The following is a 24,321-nucleotide window of genomic DNA, read 5'->3' on the forward strand; positions in this document are numbered from 1 at the left end:
GTGGACGACTTCACCCGCGAGCTCAAGACCGCGCTGCTCGGTGCCGCCGGCGGCCCGCTGGCCTTCCTGGGCAACTTCGAGGTCGAGGAGCGCTGGGCGCTCGGCGAACACACCCTGCCCCGGCTCTCCGCCGCCGGCGGCGCGGCCGTGGTCAACCACATGGACGAGTTCGCGCTCCTGCTCGCGTCCGGCGACGACCACGTGGTCCTCAAGGCCGCGCCCGACCCGGACTTCCTCGACCACCTGCGCGGCCTGGGCATCGACCTGCCGACCGTGCACGTGGTCGCGGACTCCGACCCGGGGCGCACGGTCACCGCCGACGCCCTCGCCGACCCGGCGCTGCTCGCGCGGCTGCGCGAGCTGGCCGCCCGGGGCGTCCGGCTGGCCGCCCACGGGGTGTCCGACGTGGAGGAGGCCCTCGCGGCGGCCTCCGGGATGCCGCTGGCGGCACCGGACGCGGCGACCTGCAAAGCGGTCAACAGCAAGGTCTACAGCCGGCGCGCCGCCGACGAGCTCGGCCTCCGCCAGCCGGCGGGCTGGGCGTGCGAGAGCGTGGCCGAGCTGCGCGCGGCGTTCGACGGTGCCCGCGCCCTCGTCGCCGCCGGCCGCAAGGTGGTCGTGAAGGAGGCGTTCGGCGTCTCCGGCAAGGGCATCGCGGTGCTGGAGAGCGACCGCCGGGCGGATCGGCTGCTCGGCCTGATCGCCAAGGCGGTCGAGAAGTCCGGGCAGCCCCGGGTGGCGTTCGTCGTCGAGGAGTGGGTGGCCAAGCGCGCCGACCTCAACTACCAGTTCACCGTCGCCCGCGACGGCGGCGTGCGGTTCGACTTCGTCAAGGAGCTGCACACCGAAGGCGGTGTCCACAAAGGACACCGGATGCCCGCGCGGCTGTCCCCGGGGCAGGTCGCCGAGCTCACCGGCACCGCCCACCGGCTGGGCGGGAAACTCGCCGCCGACGGCTACTTCGGCGTGGTCGGCGTGGACGCGATGGTCGACCCGGACGAGGGGCTGTACCCGGTGCTGGAGATCAACGCGCGCAACAACATGTCCACCTACCAGGCCCGCGTCCAGGACCGGTTCGTCGGCCCGGACCGGATCGCGCTCGCCCGGCACTACCCGGTGCGGCTGACCCGGAAGCTGCCCTTCGCCGAGGTCCGCGCGCTGCTCGACGGCCTGCTGCTGGACCGCCCCGGCGGCACCGGCCTGCTGGTCAACAACTTCGCCACGGTGAACGCCGGCCACCGCGCCGCCACGCCGTTCGACGGCAGGCTCTACGGCCTGCTCGTGGGCCCGTCCGACGAACGGATCGCGGCCGTGGACGACGAGATCACCGCCCGATTGGAGGCACGGCCGTGACCGCTGAGTTCGAGGTCCAGGGCATCGGCATCACCGAGATCGCCGAGCGGTACGGCACCCCGCTGTACCTCTACGACGGCGACGAGCTGGCGTCCCGCGTGGACGAGCTGAAAGCCCGGCTGCACCCGCGCCTGGAGTTCTTCTTCTCGATGAAGTCGAACCCGAACATCGGCGTGCTGTCCGTGCTGCACTCGCGCGGCGCGCGGGCCGAGGTGTCGTCGCTGGTCGAGCTGGTCACCGCGCTGCGCGCGGGCGTGGAGCCGGCCGACATCATCTTCCTCGGGCCGGGCAAGAGCGAAGAGGAGCTGCGCGCCTGCCTGGACCACGGCATCTACGCGATCGTCTGCGAGTCCCTGGGCGAGCTGGCGCTGATCGACCGGCTCGCCGCCGAGCGGGGCGAGCGCGCGCCGGTGGCGCTGCGGGTGAACCCGAGCTTCTCGGTCAAGGGCTCCGGCCTGACCATGGGCGGCAAGCCGCGCCAGTTCGGCATGGACGAGCAGCAGCTCTTCGCCGCCGACGACCTGGTGGCGCGCCACCCGCACACCAGGTTCCTCGGCGTGCAGGTGTACATGGGCACCCGGATCCTCTCCGAGGAGGCGATCGCGGAGAACACCGAGCGGATCTTCGAGCTCGCCGACCGGTTGGCCGCGCACCTGGGCATCCCGCTGGAGCTGGTGGACATCGGCGGCGGGCTGGGCGTGGCGTACTTCGACGGCGAGCGCGACCTGGACCTGGAACTGCTGGCCGCGCGGGTCAACCCGGTCCTGGCCGAGTTCGCCGACCGGCACCCCGGCACGCGGCTGGTGATGGAGCTCGGCCGCTACCTCACCGCGACCTGCGGCACCTACGTCGTGCGCGTCCGGTACGTGAAGGAGTCCATGGGGGAGCGGTTCGCCGTCGCGGACGGCGGCACCAACCACCACATGGCGGCGGTGGGCATCGGGTCGTTCGTGAAGCGGAACTTCCCGATGCGCGTGCTGAACCGGGTGGACGAGCCCGCCTCGGAGAGCTGGCACGTCACCGGCCCGCTGTGCACCCCCAACGACACGCTCGGCAAGAAAGTCCGGTTGCCGCCCGTGCGCCCCGGCGACCTGGTGGGCGTCGAGCGGTCCGGGGCCTACGGGCCGACCGCGTCCCCGGTGCTGTTCCTCAGCCACGGCTACCCGGCGGAAGTGCTGGTCCACGCCGGTCGGGCCCACCTCGTGCGCTCGCGCGACGAGACCGAGGACCTGTTGCGCCACCAGCACCTCCCCGAACTCGCCGTCACCGCCGCCACCGCCACCGCCACCACCGAAGGAAGCGCATCATGAGCGAATCCACCGTCGTCGCCTCCCACGAGCGGATCGTCGACGCCATCACCGGCGTCCTGGCCCAGGTGCTGGACTACGACCTGCCGGAGCTGACCGAGCGGTCGCGGTTGTTCGACGAACTCGGCCTGGACTCGACCGGGGTCTTCGAGCTGCTGATGCAGCTCGAAGAGGCGCTCGAAGTCGAGTTCGACACGGACAACCTGGAGATGGCGCACTTCGAGACGGTCCGCTCGCTGGCCGACTTCGTCGCGGCGGAGATGGACCGCTAGGCCATGTACCGGACCACGGCACCGGTCTCCCGGTCGGGCGCGCCCGCCACCACCCTCGGCCTGGCCGGGGTGGTGCGCGCGGTCGGCGTGCCGGACGGGCGACTGGACGACGACTTCTCCCTGCGCCACTTCACCGACCTGACCGCGGGCCACGACGTGGCGCTGCGGCCGGACCTGCTGACCTCCGGCACCACGTTCACCGCGCTCACCCGCGCGCTGCACGAGCGGCTGGAGCCGCTGGCCGGGCCGGTGGACGTGGCGATCGTCGCGCACGCCACCCCGGACCTGGACTGCCGGCTGGCCGCCGCCACGTACCTGTCCGAGGCGCTGCCCGGCAACCCGCTGTGCTTCTCGGTGTCCGACGTCGGCGTGTGCGCGCCGTTCGCGGCGATCCGGCTCGCCCGCGACTACGCCGCCCGGCACGGCTTCCGGCGGGCGCTGGTGGTGATCGCCGACCAGGCCACGCTGCCCTACGACGTGGCGCACCGGCCGGCCGGCGACGCCGGCGTGGCGCTGCTGCTGGAGGCCGGTGCGACGCCGCTCGCCCTGGTGCACCGGGCGGGCGTGCCCGAACGGGACCTGCCCGCCGCGCTGGCGTCGGTGCTCGCGGACCTCGTCCCGGACGGCGGGCCGAGGTCCGTGGTGGTGGGCGCGGGCGTCGACCCGGACGTGGTGCTGTCCAGCGGGATCGCGGCCGGCGGGGCGGTCCGCTCCGCGCGGGCGGGCTACCCGTGCACGGCGCTGTGGGACGGCCTGGCCGAGTCGGCGGACCGCGTGCTGCTGGTCGAGCACGACCCGGCGACCGGGGACCTCGGTGTGGCGTCGGTGGGTGGGACGCCGTGACGACGTCCGTCCGCGCGGGCGCGGACCACCTGGCGCGGTGCCACCGCGCGGCGCGCGACGAGGGCCTGGCCCCGGCACTGACCGTGCTGCGCGCGCTGGTGCTGCCCGGCCTGCTGCCGTGCGGGCCCGGTGGGCACGCGGTCGTGCCGCAGGAGGTCGCCGCGGGCGCGCACCGGGTGTGGCTGGACGGCGTGACGGCGGCGCGCTCGGCGGACGAGGAGTCCGCGGTGGACTCGATCGACCTCCCCGGCGGCACGGTGGTGCTGCTGCGGCACGGCACCGGGTCGCGCGGCGCGGACGTGCACGCGGACCAGCGGGCGTCCTGGTCGCTGGGCCTGGTGTGGCTGCGGCTGGGGCTGTCCGAGGCGCTGCGGGAGACCTGCATGCGCTACCTCAACGGCCGGCGGACCGGCTCGACCACCGTGCTCCAGCAGCAGATGGTGAAGTCGGCGGTCGCGGACGGGCTGATCGAGCACCTGGAGGTGCGCGCGGTGCTGACCGGAGCCGGCGCGGGCGACCTGCCCGAGGTCGTCCTGGCCCACCTGCACACCCGGGTCACCGCGGCCGACCGCCTGCTGGTGAACCTGCTGGGCGCGAGCGGCTACCTGACCGGCGGTCCCGGCCAGGCGGCGCACGTGTCCGAGCTGGTGGCCGAGGCGTACGTGCGGGCCGAGTCGTGACCGCCCTGGACGGCCGCCTGGTGGCGCTGCGCGACCAGGTGCGCGAGTGGGGCGCGGACTTCCGCCGGCTCGGCCTCGCGCTGGACCGCGACCCGGAGCTGATCCGGCGGCACTTCGACCTGCCGGCGGTGCGCTACCTGTCGACCATGGGCATCCCGCCGGAGTACGGCAACATGCCGATCCCGATCGGCGGCAACCGGTTCTACGGCACGCTCGCGCTGGAGCGGGCCATCATCATGGAGGAGCTGGCCTGCGCCGACGTGGGCATGCTGGTCGCCTCGCCCGGACCGCTGCTGGCCGGCGTGCTGGTGGACCTGCTGGCCGACGAGGCGCAGAAGGAGTGGTTCTACGGGCGGATGCTGGAAGCGCCGCTGTGGACGTTCTTCGCGCTGACCGAACCCGACCGGGGCTCCGACGCGGGCGCGCTCACCACCACCCTGACCCCGGTCGAGGGCGGCGGCGTGCTGTCCGGGGAGAAGCGGTACGTGGGCAACGCGTGCCGCGCCCAGCTCGGCGTGGTGTTCGCGCGGGTCGGCTCGGGTCCGCTGGGCATCAACGCGGTGCTCGTGGAGACCCCGGCCGAGGGCTTCCGGGCCGAGGCGCTGGAATCCATCGGGTTGCGCGGCGCGCGGATCAGCGCGATCACGCTGGACGACGTGCACGTGCCGGCGGAGCGCTTCGTCGGCCGCCACCTGTCCCCGTCGAGGCGGGGGATGTGGGCGTTCGTGCAGACGTTCAACCTGCTGCGCCCCGGCGTCGCGGCGATCGCCCTGGGCATCGCGCGCGCGGCGCACGAGTACGTCGTCGCGAACCGGACCTCACCGCGCCGCGACGAACAGGACCGGCTGGACCTGCTGGGTCGTCGCATCGAGGCCGCGCGGGCCCTGGTGCACCTGGCGGCCCGCGCCGTCGACGCCCGGACCAGCGACGGCTACCTGGCGTCGGCGGCCAAGGCGCGGGCCGCGCAACTGGCGCTGGACGCGACCCGCGAGGCGTGCGGCTACTTCGGCGTGGGAGCCCGCTTCGACCACCCGGTGCTGGACAAGCTGGTGCGCGACGCGCGCGGTCTGGAGTTCATCGAGGGCACGTCGAACATGCAGAAGCTCAACCTGTTCCAGGGCCTGTTCACCGGGAAGCTGGACCGCGAGGACCCGTTCCGGGTGACCGTCGGGGCCTAGCGGGTGCCGGTGCGGCCGGGTGCGGCACCGGTCTGCTCGGCCCGCACCACGACGCGGGTCAGCCCAGGGTGTCGGCGTTGGCGGCGACCTTGAGGCACAGGTGGCGCAGGAGGGCCAGCTCGTCGGCGTCGAAGCCGCGGAACAGCGCTCCCATCGCCACCTCGGAGGGCCGCCGGAAGGCGTCCACCCACTGCCCGCCGGTCGGTGTGATCTTGGCGCGCACCGACCGGCGGTCGCTCTCGTGCGGCTGCCGGGCCGCCAGCCCGTCGCGCTCCAGCGTGTCGAGCAACCCGGTGGCGTTGCGCGGGCTGACCCCGGCGGACGTGGCGAGGTCGCCGATCGCGATCCCCTCGGCTCCGGCCACGCTGAGCCGGATGAGCAGGTCGAGCGCGCCGGAGCTCAGCCCGCCGCGACTCTCGGAGCCACGGGCGCGGAGGCGTTCGACGGCGTTGGCGGCGGTGCGGAGGGCGGCGGCGGACTCGAACGGGAGCGTGTCCCCGTCGTGGGTGAAGTGGACCATGGCGGCGCGGACGGCGGGTGCATAGAGCCGACCCTCGTTGTCTACGTGGTTCATAATGAACCAGTACTCTATTACGTACTTCCACACATCGCCAGGCCGGGGTCCAGGGCCGCCACAGCCGAGGGCGGCGCACGGCGTCATGCCCGGCGCGGCAGCCGCACCGGTCGCCCTCGGGAGGCGGCCGGTGGACGCGCACCGCGCGGGTCGTCGGTGTCCTGGAACCACCCCGGGACTGATCCGGTCGAATCGGTCGCGGTGAAACGCCGCGTACGGTCCGGTGAAACCGGCAATGTCCTCTCGCGGTGTTCCAGAGGTCTGCACACCGTTTTTCCGAGGTCGCGCGAGAGGTCCGTCTATATTTTCTCTACTGCCGAACCGGGCCCGTCCCATTCCTCGGATAAACCCGGTCCGGTGTGGTCTCCCGGCCGCTCGCGGCCCGCCGTCAGCCCCGTGTCAGCGGCTCGTCAGCCGGGTTCGCCAGCATCTTCTGCGGGACCGCGACCCGATCGGGCAGCGGCTGTCTAGTGAAGGGGCGCGGACGTGACTCCTGCTTTCGCGGTGATTTCCGGTGCGCAGGTCCACCAGGTTCTGCAAGGCCGGGAGAAGCATGTCCTCGAACTGATCGAGGCGGCCTACCGGGTGCACGGCGAGGGTGACACGGTCAATCCGCCGTCCTATTTCCTGCGCTTTCCGCACGACCCGGCGTCGCGGATCATCGCGCTGCCCGCATCGGTCGGCGGCGACATCGGCGTGCACGGCGTCAAGTGGATCTCCAGCTTCCCCGCGAACGTCGCCGAGGGCCTGCCCCGCGCGTCCGCCGTGCTGATCCTCAACGACCAGCGCACCGGCTACCCGCTGGCCTGCCTGGAGAGCTCCATCGTCAGCGCGGTCCGCACCGCCGCGTCCGCCGCGCTGGCGGCCGACTGGCTCTCCCGCGACCGGGGCCGGCCGACCCGGGTCGGGTTCGTCGGCACCGGGCTGATCGCCCGCTACATCCACACCTACCTGCACACCACCGGGTGGGCGTTCGACGAGGTCGGCATCCACGACCTGAGCGCGGACTCCGCGCACGGCTTCCAGTCCTACGTGGACGAGACCGCCGGCGGCACGACGAAGGTCCACGACAGCGCGGAGAGCCTGGTCCGCGACAGCGACCTGATCGTGTTCGCGACCATCGCGGGCGCGCCGCACGTCACCGACCCGGCCTGGTTCGAGCACAACCCGCTGGTGCTGAACGTGTCGCTGCGCGACCTCTCGCCCGAGGTGATCCTCGCCGCCACCAACGTGGTGGACGACGTGGAGCACTGCCTCAAGGCGAACACCTCGCCGCACCTGGCCGAGCAGGTCACCGGCAACCGCGACTTCCTGTCCGGCACCTTGTACGACGTGATGACCGGCGCGGTCCGGCCCCCGGCCGACCAGCCGCTGGTGTTCTCGCCGTTCGGGCTGGGCGTCCTCGACCTGGCGGTCGGCAAGCACGTCTACGACGAGGTGTCGCGGGCGGGCGGACTCGCCGTCGTGGAGGACTTCTTCTACGACCTTCACCGCTACGGCAAGCGTTGAGCCGCCTGACCGCGGACCTCGCCTAGGAGTCGGCTCATGCCAGTGATATCCACGCCCCAGGAGTTCAACGTGGACGACCTCTACGTCGACCTCCGGCGGCTCACCGGCCGCCCGCTGTACCTCAAGTGCGAGGGGTTCAACTTCGCCGGCTCGATCAAGCTCAAGGCCGCCAACGAGATGGTGTCGGCGGCGGTGCGCTCCGGCGCGCTGCACGCGGGCACCACCCTGGTGGAGAGCTCGTCGGGCAACCTCGGTGTGGCGCTGGCCCTGGTGGCGGCCAGTCGCGGGCTGAAGTTCCTCTGCGTCACCGACACCCGCTGCAACCTCCCGACCCGGCGGCTGATGGCCGCGCTGGGCGCGGAGGTGCACGTGATCACCGAACCGGACCCGCTGGACGGGTTCCTCGGCGCGCGCATCCGGTTCGTCGAGCGGCTGGTCGCGGAGAACGCCGACCACCTGTGGCTCAACCAGTACGCCAACCCCGGCAACTGGGCCGCGCACTACCAGACCACCGGGCCGGAGATCCTCAAGAGCTTCCCCGGCGTCGACGTGGTGTTCATCGGCGCGGGCAGCACCGGCACGCTGATGGGCTGCGCCCGGTACTTCCGGGAGAACAAGCCGTCGGTGCGGATCGTGGCGATCGACAGCATCGGCTCGGTCACCTTCGGCACGCCCGCCCAGCCCCGGATGCTGCCGGGCCTGGGCACCAGCGTGCGCCCGCCGCTGCTCGACCGGTCCTACGTGGACGACGTGCTGCACGTCGCCGAGGCGGACACGGTCCGGGCGTGCCGGGCCCTGCTGCGCGAGGGTTTCCTGTTCGGCGGCTCGACCGGCACGGTGCTGTCCGGTGCGACCGCGTGGCTGGCCCGGCAGGACGACGACCTGACGGCGGTCGCGATCGCGCCGGACCTGGGTGAGCGCTACCTGGACACCGTCTACCACGACCAGTGGATCGCGGACACCTACGGCGCGGACCTGCTCGGCGAGCAGGCCCCCGCGACGCTTGCGAGGAGAATGCCATGACCGACGCGTTGCCCCTTTCCGCCGGACAGGCCGAGATCTGGTTCGACGAGAAGCTCAACGGGCGCGGCGTGGCTTACAACTCCGCGGGCTACCTGGACATCCGCGGCCCGCTGGACGTCCCGGCGCTGATCGCCGCCGCGCGCGGCCTGGTCGACGAGGCCGAGTGCACCCGCGCCCGCTGCACCGAGGTCGACGGCGCGCCCGCGCAGGTGGTGGCACCGCTGGTGGAGCTGCCGCTGACCCGGCTGGAGCTGACCGCCGGGGAGGCGGCCGACTGGATGGCCGCCGACCTCGCCACGCCGTTCGCGCTGGACGAGTTCCCGCTGTTCCGGTTCGCGGTGGTGCGGGTCGCCGAGGACCGGCACCTGTTCTACATGCGCATCCACCACCTGTTGTGCGACGGGTACAGCCAGGTGGTGTTCTGGCGTCGGCTCGCCGAGCTGTACGGCGGGGCCGGGGGCACGCCGATCCCGCCGCTGAGCGAGTTGCTGGCCGGTGAGCACGCCTACGAGACCTCGCCCGCCGCCGCCAAGGACAAGGCCTTCTGGGCGCGCCGGTTCGACTCCGCACCGGACCTGGTCAGCCTGTCCACCCGCACCTCCGGCGGCCCCGAGGTGCACGGCTTCCTGCGCCGCACGGGCGTGCTGCCCGCCGCCACCGCGCGGGCGCTGCGCGACCTGGCCGGCCGTTCCGCGTCGACCTGGCCGGCGGTCGTGCTGTCCGCCGTCGCCGTGTACACCCAGCGCCTGACCGGCGTCCGCGACGTGCTGCTCACCGTGCCCGCGACCGCCCGGCTGGGCGCGACGATGCGGGCGGTGCCCGGCATGGTCGCCAACTACCTGCCGCTGCGGGTCTCCGTCCGACCCGGCGACACCCGCGCCGACCTGCTCCGGCGCACCTCGCGCGAGCTCATGCAGGTGCTCAAGCACCAGCGCTACCGGGTGAGCCGCATCCGCCGCGCGATGGGCCTGTCCAGCGACGACCGCCGCCCGTTCGGCCCGTTCGTCAACATCCTGCCGCAGCGGACCGCCTTCCGGCTCGGGGAGTGCGCCGTCGAGGTGAACAACCTGTCGACGGGCCTCGTCGAAGACCTGATGCTGACCGTGGTGGACGCCCCGGACGGCGGTCTGGAGGTCCACCTCAACGGCAACCCCGAGCTGTACACCGAGGCCGAGGCCGAGGCCCACCTCGCGCGGTTCACCGCGTTCCTGGACCGCTTCGCGCACGCCGGCGACGGAGAACCACTGGCGGAACTGGAAGTTCTCACGCCGGGGGAGCGCGCCCGGTGGCTGGGCGCGACGATCGGCGACACCCGCCCGGACGCGTTCACCGACGTGGTCGAGCGGGTCCGGGGGCTCGCCGCGGCACGTCCCGACGCGATCGCCGTGGTGGAGGACGACTTCGACGTCACCTACGCGACCCTGGTCGCCCGCGCGAGCGCGCTGTCCCGCAAGCTGCCCGCGTCGCTGGTCGGCGTGCTGGCCGCGCCGGGTGCCGGGTTCGTCACGGCGGTGCTGGGCGTGCTCGGCGCGGGCGGTGCCTACGTGCCGCTGGACACCCGCGCCCCGCTGGCCCGCACCGCCGAACTGGTGCGCGACAACGGGATCGGGCTCGTCGTGGTCGACGCCGCGCACCGCGCGCTCGCCGTCGGGCTGGACATCGCCCACGTGGTGCTCGACGACGCCGAGGACACCTCCCTCACGCCGGTCCGGGGCACGCCGGACGACCTCGCGTACGTGATCTTCACCTCCGGCTCGACCGGCCGGCCCAAGGGTGCGATGGTGCACCGCGCCGGCATGGTCAACCACCTGCTGGCCAAGGTCGAGGACCTCGGCCTCACCGACGCGGACAGCCTGGTGCAGAACGCGCCGCCGACCTTCGACATCTCGGTGTGGCAGATGCTCGCGCCACTGGTCGCGGGCGGGCGGGTGCGGGCGGTCGGCAGGGACACCGCCGCCGACCCGGATCTGCTGCTCGGCCTGGTCGCCGACGAGCGGATCACCGTCCTGGAGGTCGTGCCGTCGCTGCTGCGCGCGGCCTTGGACGCGTGGGACGTCCTCGGCGCGCGGCCGGAGCTCCCGTCGCTGCGCCTGCTCGTCGTCACCGGCGAGGCGCTGCCGCCGGACCTGTGCCTGCGCTGGTACGCGCGCTTCCCGAGCGTGCCGCTGGTCAACGCCTACGGCCCCACCGAGTGCTCCGACGACGTGACGCACGCGTTCGTCGCGGTCGACGACGCCGCGGCCGGCCACGTGCCGATCGGGCGCGCGGTCCGCAACACCAGCCTGTACGTGCTGGGTGACGACCTCGGCCCGGTGCCGACCGGTGTCCCCGGCGAGCTGTACGTGAGCGGCGCGGGCGTCGGCCGGGGCTACCTGGGCGACCCGGCGCGCACCTCCGCCACGTTCGTCGCGGACCCGTTCACCGGGGGCCGCATGTACCGCACCGGAGACCGCGTGGTGCGCCGGGAGGACAGCCAGTTGGAATTCCTCGAACGCCGCGACCACCAGGTGAAGGTGCGCGGCCACCGGATCGAGCTCGGCGAGGTCGAAGCCGCCCTGCTCGGCGTGCCCGAGGTGACCGGCGCGGCGGTGCGCGTGGTCGGCGAGGGCGGCGCGAAGCGCCTGGTCGGCTACGTCGTGCTCCAGGGCCGGGTGGACCTGCGGGCCCGCCTCGGCGAGCTGCTGCCGGACTACCTGGTGCCCTCCGCGTTCGTGGAGCTCGACGCGCTGCCGCTGACCGCGCACGGCAAGCTCGACCGCGCGGCGCTGCCGGAGCCGGAGACGGCGGGCACGCCGGCGCGTGCCGCGCGGTCGCCCCGCGAGCGCGTGCTGTGCGAGGTCATGGCCGAGGTGCTGGGTCTGCGCGAGATCGGCGTGGACGACGACTTCTTCGCGCTCGGCGGCGACAGCATCAGCTCCATCCAGGTGGTCAGCCGGGCCCGCCGCGCCGGGGTCGTGTTCACCTCGCGCGAGGTGATGAGGCACCGCACGCCCGCCGCCATCGCGGTCGTCGCCGGGGACGCCGCCGGGACCGCCGCCGTCGCGGACGACGGGGTGGGCGAGGTCGAGCTGACCCCGATCGCCCACCAGCTCCGCGAGGACCTGGTGGACCTCGCGCCGCGCACCCGCCAGTACAGCCAGCACGTCGTGCTGCACGTGCCGACCGGACTGGACCTGGTCAAGCTCGCGGGCGCGCTCCAGCACGTGCTGGACCACCACGACGCCCTGCGCACCCGGCTGAGCGTGCCGCTGCCGGGCCTGTGGTCGCTGGAAACCCTGCCGGTGGGCGCGATCCGCGCGACCACGCTGGTCCGCCGCGTGCCGCTGGCCGAGGTGGACGACGTGGCCGAGGTCGTCGCCGAGGAGGTCGCGCGCGCCCGCGCCGGGCTCGCCCCGGAGGAGGGCCGCGTGCTCCAGGCGGTGCTGGTCGACTCCGGCACGACCGCCCGGCTCGTCCTGGTCGCGCACCACCTCGTGGTGGACGGCGTGTCGTGGCGGATCATCGTGCCCGACCTCGTCGACGCCGTGGCGGGCCGCCCGCTCCAGCCCGTGGGCACCTCCTACCGGCGCTGGGCCAAGGTGCTCGCCGAGCACGCCCGCTCCGCCGCGCGGGTCACCGAGCTGCCGCTGTGGGTCGCGCAGTCGCGGCCCGACCAGCTCCTGGGCAGCCGCCCGCTGGACCCGGAGCTGGACACCTACGGCACCGCCCGGTCGCTGCGGCTGGTGCTGCCGACCGAGGTGACCGCCGCGCTGCTCACCACCGTGCCCGCCGCGTTCCACGCGGAGATCAACGACGTGCTGCTGGCGGCCCTGGCGGTCGCCGTCGCCGACTGGCGGCGCAAGCACACCCGGCCCGGCGCGACCGACTCGGCCGTGCTGGTGGAGGTCGAGGGCCACGGCCGCGAACAGGTCGTGGACGACGTCGACCTCTCCCGCACGGTCGGCTGGTTCACCAGCGCGTTCCCGCTGCGGCTGGACCCGGGCGAGCTGGACCGCGCCGACCTGTGGGCCGGCGGTGGCAGTGTCGGCACGGCCGTCAAGCGCGTCAAGGAACAACTGCGCGCGCTGCCCGACCGGGGCATCGGCTTCGGGCTGCTGCGCTACCTCAACCCGCAGACGGTCGGCGCGCTCGCCCGCGGGGCCACGCCGCAGATCGGGTTCAACTACCTCGGCCGCTTCGCCGCCGGCGGGGTGGCGGGGGACTGGACGCTGGACGCCGGCTCCTCCGTGGTCGGCACCGGCGTCAGCCCCGACATGCCGCTGCGGCACGTCCTCGCGGTCACCCCGGTCACCGAGGACGGCCCCGGCGGGCCGAACCTGGTCGCGGACTGGCTGTGGGCCGACGGCCCGCTCTCCGACGGCGACGTCGCCGACCTCGCGCGGACCTGGTTCCGGGCGCTGGAGGCGTTCGTCGGGCACGCCGCGCTGCCCGGCGCGGGCGGGCACAGCCCGTCGGACTTCGACCTGGTCGCGCTGACCCAGGGCGAGATCGCGGCGATCGAGCGGGAGACCGGCGCGGTGCAGGACGTGCTGCCGCTCTCGCCGTTGCAGAAGGGCATGCTGTTCCAGGCCGAGTTCGACCGGGACGGCGCGGACGTCTACACCCTCCAGGTGGTCGTCGACGTCGAGGGTGCCCTGGACGTCGGAGCGTTCCGGCGGGCGGCGGAAGCGCTGCTGCACCGGCACCCGAACCTGCGCGCGTCGTTCCACTCGCGGCCCTCCGGCGAGGCCGTGCAGGTGGTCCCGGTCAGCGCCGCCCTGCCGTGGGAGGAGATCGACCTCACCGGCCTGGAGCCCGCCGACCTGGCGCGCGAACTGCGCCGGCTCACCGACGAGGACTGGGTGCGCCGCTACGACATGGCCGACCCGCCGCTGGTCCGGTTCACCGTCGTGCGCACCGGCACCGACCGGTTCCGGCTGATCTGGGCGGTGCACCACATCCTGGTGGACGGCTGGTCCATGCCGATCGTCGCGCGGGAGCTGTTCACGCTCACCGCGAACGGCGCGGACCTCGCCGCGCTGCCGCCGGTCCCGCCCTCGCGCGGCTACCTGGAGTGGTTGGCGCGCCAGGACGACGAGGCGTCCCGCGAGGCGTGGCGGACCGCGCTGGCCGGTCTCGACGAGCCCACCCGCATCGGCCCGGCCGAACGGCCCCGGGTCACCGAGCCGCCCGCGTCGATCACCGTCGACCTGCCCGCCGCGTTCACCGACGTCCTGTCCCGCTGGGCGCGGGCCCGGGGGCTCACCCTGAACACCGTCGTGCAGGGCGCGTGGGCGATCCTGCTGGGCCGGCTGACCGGCCGGGACGACGTGGTGTTCGGCGCGGTGCACTCCGGCCGGCCGGTCGACCTGCCCGGCATGGAGTCGATGGTCGGCCTGTTCCTCAACACGCTGCCGGTGCGGGTCCGGCTCGACCCGGCGGTCCCCGTCGCGCGGCTGCTGGCCCGCCTCCAGGACGAGCAGCTCGACCTGGCCGCGCACCACCACCTGGGCCTGGCCGAGGTGCAGCAGGTGGCGGGCGTCGGCGAGCTGTTCGACACCGTGGTCAGCTTCCACAACTACCCGGTGGACACCGACGGCCTGTCCGGGCTGATCCCCGGCGTCCGGCTGGTCGGCGCGGAGGGCCGGCTGGTCGCCGAGTACCCCTTCGGGCTGTCGGTCTACCCCGGCCCGAGGCTCCGGCTGCTCGCCCAGTACCGGGCGGACCTCTTCGGCGAGCCCGAGATCCGGTCCGTCGTGGACCGGTTCGTCCGCCTGCTGCACACCATGACCGAGCAGCCGGACGTCCGCGTCGCCCAGGTCGACCTGCTGGCCCCGGCCGAGCGCTCGCGAATCCTGGACGACTGGGCCGGCCGGATCGCCGACGTCCCGGACGTCGCGGTCACCGACCTGTTCGAGGCGCGGGTGGCCGCCGCACCCGACGCGACCGCCGCCGTGTTCCAGGACGTGCCGATGTCCTACGGCGAGCTCAACGCCCGCGCCAACCGGCTCGCCCGGCTGCTCGTCGCGCGGGGCGTGGGGCCGGAGACCATCGTGGCGCTGGCGATGCCGCGCTCGCTGGAGATGCTCGTGGCGGTGCTCGGCGTGCTCAAGGCGGGCGCGTGCTACCTCCCGATCGACGCCAAGTACCCGGCCGACCGGGTGGCCTACATGGTGGCCGACGCCGGGCCCGCCGTGCTGCTGTCCACCACCGAGGTCGCGGCCACGCTCGACGTCGACGTCGAGGTGCTGGCCGTCGACGGGATCGACTTCTCCGGCTACCCCGACAGCGACCTGACCGACGCGCACCGGCTCGCGCCGCTGCGCCCGCACCACCCGTCGTACGTGATCTACACCTCCGGGTCGACCGGCAAGCCCAAGGGCGTCGTGGTGGACCACGCCGGGTTCGTCGCGATGGTGCTCAGCCTGATCGACAAGTTCGAGGTCACCCCGGACACCAGGGTCTTGCAGTTCGCGTCCTACAGCTTCGACGCGACGGTGTGGGAGATGGGGCTCGCGCTGTGCGGCGGCGGCACGGTCGTCGTCGCGGGCGAGGACGCGCGCGGCCCCGGCCAGGCGCTGATCGACCTGATCAACGACAACGGCGTGAACCTGGCCGGGGTGCCGCCGGTGGTGGCGGGCGGGCTGCCCGAGGGCACCAAGCTGCCCGACGACCTGACCCTGGTGGTGGCGGGCGAGGCGTGCCCGCCCGAGGTGGTGGCCCGCTGGTCGGCCACCCACCGGATGTTCAACGGCTACGGGCCCACCGAGTCCGTGCTGGCCGCGACCGTGGGCGGCCCGCTGACCCCCGGCCCGAAGCCGCCGATCGGCGTGCCGACCGCCGCGCACCGGGTGTACGTGCTGGATTCGCTGCTGCACCCGGTGCCCGAGGGCGTGACCGGCGAGCTGTACGTGGGCGGCGGCCTGGCGCGCGGCTACCTCAACCGGCCCGGCCTGACCTCGGAGCGGTTCGTCGCGGACCCGCACGGCGAGCCCGGCGAGCGGATGTACCGCACCGGCGACCTGGTGCGGTGGCTGCCCGACGGGCAGCTCGACTACCTGGGCCGGGCCGACGACCAGGTGCAGCTGCGGGGCTTCCGGATCGAGCTCGGCGAGGTCGAGTCCGCGTTGCTGTCGCACCCCGACGTGCTGCTGGCGGCGGCGGTCGTCCGCGAGGACGACGGCGAGGACCGCAAGCTGGTCGCCTACCTGGTCACCGGGCAGGACGGCACGGCCGTCCCGGCCGGTCTGCGGGAGGTGCTGGCCGAGGCGCTGCCGGACTACATGGTGCCCTCCGCGCTGGTGGTGCTCGACGAGTTCCCGCTGACCCCGCAGCGCAAGCTGGACCGCAAGGCGCTGCCCGCGCCGGACTACGCCGGGCAGACCCGCGGCCGGAGCCCGCGCAACCCCGTCGAGGAGATCCTGTGCGGGGTCTTCGCGGACGTGCTGCAACTGCCGCAGGTCGGCATCGACGACGACTTCTTCGCGCTGGGCGGGCACTCCCTGCTGGCCACGAAGGTGATCAGCCGGTCGCGGGCCGCGCTGGGCGTGGAGCTGCCGATCCGGGCGCTGTTCGAGGCCCGCACGGTCGCCGGCGTCGCCGAGCAGGTGGCCGGCGCGTCCGACGCCCGCCCGCCGCTGGTGCCCGCCGCGCGCGGCGAGCGCGTGCCGCTGTCGTTCGCGCAGACCCGGTTGTGGTTTCTGGACGAGTTCGAGGACGGCGTCACCGGCACCTACAACGTGCCGATGGCGCTGCGGCTCAGCGGTGACCTCGACGTGCCCGCGCTGCGCGGTGCGCTGCGGGACCTGGTGGGCCGCCACGAGGTGCTGCGCTCGGTGTTCCCCGACGCCGGGGGCGAGCCGTACCAGCAGGTCGTGGAGGTGCCGGCGGACTACCCGGCGCTGCCGCTGACCAGGCTGCCCGAAGCCGACCTGCCCGCCGTGCTGACCGTGGAGGCGGACCGCGGATTCGACCTCGCCGTCGAACCCGTGGTGCGCGCGCACCTCTACGGCGTCGCGCCCGCCGAACACGTGCTGCTGCTGGTGTTCCACCACATCGCGTTCGACGGCTGGTCCATCGCGCCGATGGTGCGCGACCTCACCGCGGCCTACCGGGCGCGCGTCTCCGGACGCCGACCCGACTGGACCCCGCCGGCCGTGCAGTACGCGGACTACGCGCTGTGGCAGCGGGAGCTGCTCGGCGACGAGCACGACGCGGAGAGCCTGCTCTCCCGCCAGCTCGGGTACTGGACGACGGCGCTGGCCGGGGTGCCCGAGGAACTGGACCTGCCGACCGACTTCCCCCGCCCGGCGGTCGCGAACTACGACGGCGACGAGCTGCCGTTCGAGATCGACGCCGAGCTGTACCGCGCGGTCGTGGCGCTGGCCCGGGACTGCGGGGCGAGCGTGTTCATGGTGTTCCAGGCCGCGTTGTCGGCGCTGCTGACGAAGCTGGGCGCGGGCACGGACATCCCGCTGGGCACGCCCACCGCCGGCCGCACCGACGACGAGCTGGCCGACCTGATCGGGTTCTTCGTCAACACGCTGGTGCTGCGCACCGACACCGGCGGCGACCCGAGCTTCCAGGAGCTGCTGCACCGGGTGCGGGACACCAACCTGGCCGCCTACCAGCACCAGGACGTGCCCTTCGAGCACCTGGTGGACAAGCTGAACCCGGAGCGGTCGCTGAACAAGCAGCCGCTGTTCCAGGTCATGCTCGCGCTCCAGACCAGCGACGACGTCCCGCTGGCCCTGCCCGGCCTGACCGGGCGGCTGGAGCCGGTGCGGTCGCAGCGGGCGAAGTTCGACTTCACCGTGCTGCTGGAGGAGCGCTACGCCGACGGCGTGCCGGCCGGGATGCGCGGCGTGCTGGAGTACAGCACCGAGCTGTTCACCGAGGCGTCCGCGCGGCGGCTCGCGCGGCGGCTGGTGGACTTCCTGCGGACCGTGGTGGCCGACCCGGCGGCCCGGCTGAGCCGGGTGGACGTGCTGGACGCGGACGAGCGCGCCGAGGTCCTGCGGATCGGCACCGGTCCGGTGCGCCCGCAGGCGTACGAGGGCGTCGTGGAGCGCATCCGGTCGCTGGCCGCGCTCCGGCCGGACGCGGTCGCGGTCGTGGACGACGACTCGTCGCTCACCTACGCCGGACTCGTCGCGCGGGCCTCGGCGTTCTCCCGCCGCGTCCCCGGCGACGGGCTCACCGCCGTGCTCGCCGCACCCGGCACCGGCTTCGTCACCGCCGTGCTGGGCGTGCTCGGCGCGGGCGGCGGGTACGTGCCGCTGGACGTGCGGGCACCGGTGGCGCGGATCGCCGCGCTGCTCGCCGACAGCGGGGCCCGCGCGGTCGCGGTCGACCGGGCGCACCTCGACCTCGCCCGCGAGGTGGCCGACGGCCTCGACGTCGTCCTGCTGGACGACGCCGCCGACACCGAGCTCGCCCCCGCGCTCGGTGAGCCGGACGACCTGGCCTACGTGATCTTCACGTCGGGCTCGACCGGCAAGCCCAAGGGTGCGATGGTGCACCGCCGGGGCATGGTGAACCACCTGTGGTGCAAGGTGGACGACCTCGGCGTGTCCGAAGTGGACACCGTCGTGCACAACGCGCCGGTCACCTTCGACATCTCGGTGTGGCAGATGCTGACCGCGCTGGTGGTGGGCGGCCGGGTCCGGGTCACCGGGCGGGACACCGCCGTCGACCCGAACGCCCTGTTCGCCACGGTCCCCGACGAGGGCGTGACGGTCCTGGAGGTCGTGCCGTCGCTGCTGCGCGCCGCGCTCGACGCGTGGGACGTCACCGGGGAGACGCCGGCGCTGCCCGGCCTGCGGTGGCTCGTGGTCACCGGCGAGGCGCTGCCGCCGGACCTGTGCCACCGGTGGTTCGCGCGCTACCCGGGAATCCCGCTGGTCAACGCCTACGGCCCCACCGAGTGCTCGGACGACGTGACGCACGCGGTCCTCCGGCCCGGTGACGAGCTGGGCGACGCGCGCGTCCCGATCGGCCGCCCGGTGCGCAACACCCGCCTGTACGTGCTGGGCGACGACCTGCGCCCGATGCCCGTCGGGGTGCCCGGCGAGATGTACGTGGGCGGCACGGGCGTCGGCCGGGGCTACCTCAACGACCGGGCGAAGACCTCGGCCACCTTCACGGCCGACCCCTACGGCGAGCCGGGCGCGCGGATGTACCGCACCGGCGACCGCGTGGTGCTGCGCCCGGACGGCCGGCTGGAGTTCCTGGAGCGCCGCGACCACCAGGTGAAGATCCGGGGCCACCGGATCGAACTCGGCGAGGTGGAAGCCGCGCTGCGGACCGTGCCCGAGGTCGGTGACGCGGCGGTCTCGGTCGGCGGCGACCACGGCGGCCACCAGCGCCTGGTCGGCTACGTCGTGGCCGCACCCGGCGCGGTGCTGGACCCGCACGCCGTGCGGGAGGCGCTCGGCGAGTCGCTGCCCGACTACATGGTCCCGGCGGCGGTGGTCGTGCTCGACGCGCTCCCGCTGACCCCCAACGGGAAGGTCGACCGCAAGGCGCTGCCGGAACCGGACCTCGCCACCACCCGGGGGCGCGGGCCGCGCACCCCGGTCGAGGAGATCCTGTGCGGCGTGTTCGCCGACGTGCTCGACGCGCCGGAGGTCGGCGTCGAGGACGACTTCTTCGCCCTGGGCGGGCACTCGCTGCTGGCCACCCGCGTGGTCAGCCGGGTGCGCACGGTGCTGGACGTGGAGCTGCCGGTGCGGGCGCTGTTCGAGGCCCGCACGGTCGCCGGCCTGGCCAGGCTCGTGGCGGGCGCGGCGGCGGCCCGGCCCGCGCTGCGCCCCGTGGAACGCGCCGGCGACGAGGGCCTCCCCCTGTCGTTCGCCCAGCGGCGGCTGTGGTTCCTCAACAAGCTGGAGGAGGGCTCGACCGGCACCTACAACATCCCGCTGGCGGTGCGGCTCAAGGGCGAGCTCGACCTGTCCGCCCTCGGCGCGGCCGTGGACGACGTGGTGGCGCGCAACGAGATCCTGCGCACGGTGTTCCCGGACGTGGACGGCGTGCCGTACCAGCGGGTCCTGCCCGCGCGCGGCCGGGTGCTCCGGGTCGACCGCACCGACGACCTCGCGCGGACGCTGGCCGAGGAGGTCGACCGCGGTTTCGACCTGGCCGCGGAACCCGCTGTGCGGGCCCGCCTCTACGCGGTGGGCGAGCAGGAGCACGTGCTGCTGCTGGTGTTCCACCACATCGCGTTCGACGGCTGGTCCAGCGCGCCGCTGGGCCGTGACCTGGCCGCCGCCTACGACGCCCGCCGCACCGGCAAGGCCCCGGCCTGGGAGCCGCTGCCGGTGCAGTACGCCGACTACGCGGTGTGGCAGCGGGAGTGGCTCGGCGGCGAGGACGACCCGGACAGCGTCCTGACCGCCCAGTTGGCGCACTGGACGCGGGCGTTGGCGGACCTGCCGGAAGAACTCGACCTGCCGACCGACTTCCCCCGCGCGGCGGTCAGCGACCACGACGGCGACGTGCACCAGTTCGCCGTGCCGCCGGAGCTGCACGCCGGACTCGTCGCCCTGGCGCGGGACACCGGCGCGAGCGTGTTCATGCTCGTGCAGGCGGCGGTCTCCACGCTGCTGACCAAGCTCGGCGCGGGCACGGACATCCCGCTGGGCAGCCCGATCGCCGGGCGCACCGACGAGGCGCTGCACGAGATGGTCGGTTTCTTCGTCAACACCCTGGTGCTGCGCACCGACACCGGCGGCGACCCGACCTTCCGGGAGCTCGTCCGGCGGGTGCGGGAGGCCGACCTGGCCGCGTACGCGCACCAAGACCTCCCGTTCGAGTACCTGGTCGAGGCGCTCAACCCCACCCGGTCGCTGTCCCGGCACCCGCTGTTCCAGGTGATGCTGGCGTTCCAGCACGACGACCAGGCGGCCGGCGGGCTGTCCGGCCTGCACACCGCGGTCGAGCCGATGAAGGCGAGCCGGTCGAAGTTCGACCTGACCTTCGACCTGGTGGAGCGGCACCTCGACGGCGTCCCGGCGGGCGTGGACGGCGTGCTGGCCTACCGCACCGACCTGTTCCGCAAGTCCACCGCGGACAGCATGGCGGCGCGGCTGGTGCGGGTGCTGGCCGCCGTGGTGGCCGACCCGGACGCGCCGCTGAGCGACATCGACGTGCTGGGCGAGCGGGAGCGCCACCGGGTCCTGGTGGAGTGGAACGACCCCGGCCGCGCGGCCGGACGGGCGCTGGTGCCCGACCTGATCGCCGACCGGACCCGGCAGGTGCCCGGCGCGACCGCGCTGGTCGGCCCGGACGGCGAGGTCACCTACCGCCGGCTCGGCGCGCGGGTGAACCGGCTCGCCCGGGAGCTGATCCGGCGCGGCGCGGGCCCGGACCGGGTCGTCGCGCTCGCCGTGCCGGGGTCGGCGGACCTGGTGGTGGCGACCCTCGCGGTGCTCAAGTCCGGCGCGGCGCTGCGGCCCGTCGACCCGGGGCACCCGGCCGACCTGGTCGCGGCGACCGTGGCCGACACCGGGCCCGTGCTCACCGTCACCACGTCGGACGTGGCCGGCGGGCTGCCCGGCGAACTCCTGCTGCTCGACTCGCCGGAGGTGGTCGAGCTCCTGCGCGCCCGGGGCGGTGCGGCGGAGCTGACCGACAAGGACCGGCTCGCGCCGCTGCGGGCCGGGCACCCGGCGTACGTGATCCCCTCGGCCGGTGTGGTGGTCACCCACCGCGAGCTGCGCGCCCTGGTCGAGGACCTGCGGCTGCGGCTGGCGATGAGCCCGCACGACCGGCTGCTGGCGGTCCCCGCCCCCGACGTCGCCGACCCGCAGGTCTTCGTGCCCCTGGTGTCCGGGGCGGCGCTCGTCGTGGCGGACCGGGACGTGGTCCGCGATCCGGCGGCGCTGGGCGCGCTGCTGGTGGACCACCGGGCGACCGTCCTGCGGGCCGGGCCGAGCCTGGTGCGCTCGGTGGTGCAGGCCGCGCCGGACGCGTTGCGGCGGCTGCGGGTCGTCATCGCGGGCGGTGAGCCGCTCGACGCGGCGTCGGCCGCGACCCTGCGCGGGCTCACGGCGGACGTGCGCGACCCGCACGGACCCGTGACCTGGTCGGGTGCGTCCGGAGCGGACGGTGGCCCGATCGGCAGGACCAAGGTCTACGTGCTCGACCACGCGCTGCGGCCGGTGCCGCCGGGCGTGCCGGGCGAGCTGTACCTCGGCGGTGACAGCGCGGTCCGGGGCCACCTCGGACACACCCCGGCGCAGGCCGACCGGATCGTGGCCGACCCGTTCGGCGCGGCGGGGGAGTGGGTGTACCGCACCGGTGACGTCGCGCGCTGGGTCGGCGACGGCGAGGTCGAGTTCCCGGGCCGGCGCGACCACCAGGTCAAGGTCCGGGGCCACCGGGTCGAGCCGGCCGAGGTCGAGGCCGCGCTGAGGGCCGTGCCGGGCGTCTCCGACGCCGTGGTGGTGGCCGCCGCCGGTCGCCTGGTCGGGTACCTGGTCGGCGCGGACGTGCCGGCACCGGCGGTGGTGCGGCGCAGGCTCGGCGGGACGCTGCCCGACCACCTCGTGCCGTCGGCGTTCGTCGCGCTGGACGCCTTCCCGCTGGACGCGGACGGGCAGGTGGACCGGGCGGCGCTGCCCGCGCCGGAGTCCGCCGACCGCGCCCCGTCCCGAGCGCCCCGCACCGCCGCCGAGAGGCTGCTGTGCGACGTGTTCGCGGACGTGCTCGGGCTGCCCGAGGTGCGGGTGGACGACGACTTCTTCGAGCTGGGCGGGCATTCGCTGCTCGCCACGGGCGTGGTCAGCCGGGCCCGCAAGGCCGGGCTGCGGTTCGCCATCGCCGACGTCTTCGTGCACAAGACCGCCGAAGGGCTGGCGGGCGTGGCCGAGGAGCTGTCCGCGCCGGCGGCCGGGGCGTCGGCGGTGGCCCGGGTGTTCGACGAGGTGCGGGCGCTGGAGCACGGCGAGGACCCGCTCGACCCGTTCGCCGTGGTGCTGCCGATCCGGCCGGACGGCGCGCGCCCGCCGCTGTTCGTGCTGCACAGCGGTCTCGGGTCGAGCCTGCCCTACGTCGGGCTGGCCCGCGCGATCGACCCGGACGTGCCGATCTACGGCATCCAGTCGCCCAGCGTCGGTCGGCTCGCGCCGCTCCCGGCGAGCATCGGCGAGGTCGCCGAGGAGTACCTGGGCTACCTGCGGCAGGTCCAGCCCGAGGGGCCCTACCACCTGCTGGGCTGGTCGTTCGGCGGCGTGCTGGCGCACGAGCTGGCCGTGCGGCTGCAACGCGCCGGGGAACGGGTCGCGCTGGTCGCGAACCTCGACGGCTACCCGCACCGGCCCGGCACCGAGGACGACGACGTCAGCGACAACGAGCTGCTGCTGCGCGTCATGGAGGTCATCGGCCACGACCGCGCCGAGTTCACCGGCCGCGACCTCGCGCCCGGTGACGTGGTCGAGGTGCTGCGCCGCGACCGGCACCCGCTGGCCGAGCTGGGCGAGCAGCGGCTCCTGGCGATGCTGGCCGTGGTGCGCAACCACGGCCGGATCATGGAGACCTTCACGCCGAGCGCGTTCGACGGTGACCTGGTGCTGTTCACGGCGGTGGCGGACCGGGCGGCCGAGGAGGTCGCGGAACTGGCCTCCTCGTGGACCGCGCACGTCACCGGCGAGGTCCGCACGCACCGCGTGCCGTGCGGGCACGAGTACATGATGCACCCCGAACCGCAGGCGCTGATCGGCGCGGCGGTCGCGGAAGAGCTCCGCCGGGTGCAGGGCAACCACATCGGGGAGGCACGACCGTGACCACGCTCGACGTCCCGACCGCGCAGACACCGTTCGCGCCGGTCACCGAGGTGCTCGCGATCGCGGGCCGGCGGATGCGGCGGCTGCGCCGCAACCCCGGCCGGCTGGTCGGCATCACGCTCAACCCGCTGATCACCATGATCGCGCTGGGCTACCTGTTCTCCAACGCGATCCAGATCCCGGGCAGCGACAACTACATCGAGTTCATCTTCGCGGGCGTGGTGATGCAGGTCGGCCTGGCCAGCGTCGGCCCGACCGCGATCGCGGTCGCGCTGGACGTGCAGGGCGGCCTGGTGGACCGGTTCCGGTCGCTGCCGATCTCGCGCCCGGCGGTGCTGGTCGGGCACACCCTCGCCGACCTGGCCATCAGCCTGATCGGCCTGGCGATCGTGGTCGCGTTCGGCGTGCTGTTCGGGTGGCGCTCGCACACCGGGGTGCTGCCCACGCTGGCCGGGTTCGCGCTCGTGGCGGTGTTCATCTTCACCGTGCTGTGGGTGGGCGTGCTGCTCGGCATGGCCTCGGACAACCTGGAGACCATCGAATCCGTCGGCGGCCTGGTCGCGGTCGTGTTCTCGTTCCTGTCCAACGGCTTCCTCTCGGTGGACAAGCTGCCCGGCTGGATCCAGCCGATCGCCCAGTGGAACCCGGTCAGCTCGGTCATCTCCGCCTGCCGGGAGCTGTGGGGCAACCAGGCGACCGGTGCCGGCAGCCCGGCCGGCGGGCACAACCACCTGGTGATCGTGGTGTCGCTGGGCGCGGTGTTCCTGCTCACCTCCTACCTCAGCGTCCGCCGCTACCGCAACGCCTGACCCCGAAGGAC

The 24,321-nt window shown here is 74.2% G+C and carries 11 protein-coding genes; 10 read left to right on the top strand and 1 reads right to left on the bottom strand.

All coding sequences use genetic code 11. The features are described from left to right. Genes AB0G01_RS23290 through AB0G01_RS23315 form a run of 6 tightly spaced genes read left to right on the top strand, consistent with a single transcriptional unit; the run spans position 1 to position 5,633 of the window. A complete protein-coding gene (locus AB0G01_RS23290; RefSeq protein ID WP_360948806.1) occupies positions 1 to 1,353 on the top strand; it encodes an ATP-grasp domain-containing protein in 1,353 nt (450 codons plus the stop codon). Further along, entirely contained in the window at positions 1,350 to 2,663 is a 1,314-nt protein-coding gene (locus AB0G01_RS23295) for a type III PLP-dependent enzyme (RefSeq protein ID WP_360948808.1), read from the top strand. The genes AB0G01_RS23290 and AB0G01_RS23295 overlap by 4 nt, the downstream gene beginning before the upstream one ends. After that, positions 2,660 to 2,932: an acyl carrier protein gene (locus AB0G01_RS23300; protein WP_360948810.1), complete on the top strand. Its 273-nt coding sequence runs from the start codon at positions 2,660 to 2,662 to the stop codon at positions 2,930 to 2,932. Before AB0G01_RS23295 ends, AB0G01_RS23300 begins: the two co-directional genes overlap by 4 nt. 3 nt (positions 2,933 to 2,935) lie before the next feature. Then, entirely contained in the window at positions 2,936 to 3,775 is an 840-nt protein-coding gene (locus tag AB0G01_RS23305; RefSeq protein WP_360948812.1) for a hypothetical protein, read from the top strand. Next, positions 3,772 to 4,455 (top strand): DUF2786 domain-containing protein, encoded by a 684-nt coding sequence (locus AB0G01_RS23310; protein ID WP_360948814.1) that lies wholly within the window; start codon positions 3,772 to 3,774, stop codon positions 4,453 to 4,455. Before AB0G01_RS23305 ends, AB0G01_RS23310 begins: the two co-directional genes overlap by 4 nt. Further along, positions 4,452 to 5,633 (top strand): acyl-CoA dehydrogenase family protein, encoded by a 1,182-nt coding sequence (locus AB0G01_RS23315; RefSeq protein WP_360948816.1) that lies wholly within the window; start codon positions 4,452 to 4,454, stop codon positions 5,631 to 5,633. The genes AB0G01_RS23310 and AB0G01_RS23315 overlap by 4 nt, the downstream gene beginning before the upstream one ends. Before the next feature lie 58 nt (positions 5,634 to 5,691). On the opposite strand, the gene AB0G01_RS23320 is transcribed toward AB0G01_RS23315, so the two are convergent. Then, a complete protein-coding gene (locus tag AB0G01_RS23320) occupies positions 5,692 to 6,207 on the bottom strand; it encodes a MarR family transcriptional regulator (protein WP_360948818.1) in 516 nt (171 codons plus the stop codon). A 486-nt stretch (positions 6,208 to 6,693) separates the two neighbouring features. Here AB0G01_RS23320 and sbnB point away from each other — a divergent pair, with 486 nt between their 5' ends. Genes sbnB through AB0G01_RS23340 form a run of 4 tightly spaced genes read left to right on the top strand, consistent with a single transcriptional unit; the run spans position 6,694 to position 24,310 of the window. Next, on the top strand, positions 6,694 to 7,716 hold the full coding sequence (sbnB, locus tag AB0G01_RS23325) for a 2,3-diaminopropionate biosynthesis protein SbnB (protein WP_360948820.1): 1,023 nt from the start codon (positions 6,694 to 6,696) through the stop codon (positions 7,714 to 7,716). Between the two features lie 36 nt (positions 7,717 to 7,752). Beyond that, positions 7,753 to 8,739 carry a 2,3-diaminopropionate biosynthesis protein SbnA gene (sbnA, locus tag AB0G01_RS23330; protein WP_360948822.1) on the top strand — a complete coding sequence of 329 codons (987 nt, stop codon included), beginning with the start codon at positions 7,753 to 7,755 and terminating at the stop codon, positions 8,737 to 8,739. After that, a complete protein-coding gene (locus AB0G01_RS23335; protein WP_360948824.1) occupies positions 8,736 to 23,501 on the top strand; it encodes an amino acid adenylation domain-containing protein in 14,766 nt (4,921 codons plus the stop codon). The genes sbnA and AB0G01_RS23335 overlap by 4 nt, the downstream gene beginning before the upstream one ends. Continuing rightward, the gene (locus AB0G01_RS23340) at positions 23,498 to 24,310 is read left to right on the top strand and encodes an ABC transporter permease (protein ID WP_360948826.1); all 813 of its coding nucleotides are present in this window, start codon (positions 23,498 to 23,500) and stop codon (positions 24,308 to 24,310) included. Before AB0G01_RS23335 ends, AB0G01_RS23340 begins: the two co-directional genes overlap by 4 nt. Positions 24,311 to 24,321: the final 11 nt, after the last annotated feature.

This window comes from Actinosynnema sp. NPDC023587, from assembly GCF_040640215.1.
GTDB lineage: Bacteria > Actinomycetota > Actinomycetes > Mycobacteriales > Pseudonocardiaceae > Actinosynnema.

What these genes read in the sequence shown, in the direction of transcription:
- AB0G01_RS23320 (WP_360948818.1), bottom strand. Translation starts at nt 6,207, where the DNA reads ATGAACCACGTAGACAACGAGGGTCGGCTCTATGCACCCGCCGTCCGC.
- AB0G01_RS23305 (WP_360948812.1), top strand. Translation starts at nt 2,936, where the DNA reads ATGTACCGGACCACGGCACCGGTCTCCCGGTCGGGCGCGCCCGCCACC.
- sbnA (WP_360948822.1), top strand. Translation starts at nt 7,753, where the DNA reads ATGCCAGTGATATCCACGCCCCAGGAGTTCAACGTGGACGACCTCTAC.
- AB0G01_RS23300 (WP_360948810.1), top strand. Translation starts at nt 2,660, where the DNA reads ATGAGCGAATCCACCGTCGTCGCCTCCCACGAGCGGATCGTCGACGCC.
- AB0G01_RS23335 (WP_360948824.1), top strand. Translation starts at nt 8,736, where the DNA reads ATGACCGACGCGTTGCCCCTTTCCGCCGGACAGGCCGAGATCTGGTTC.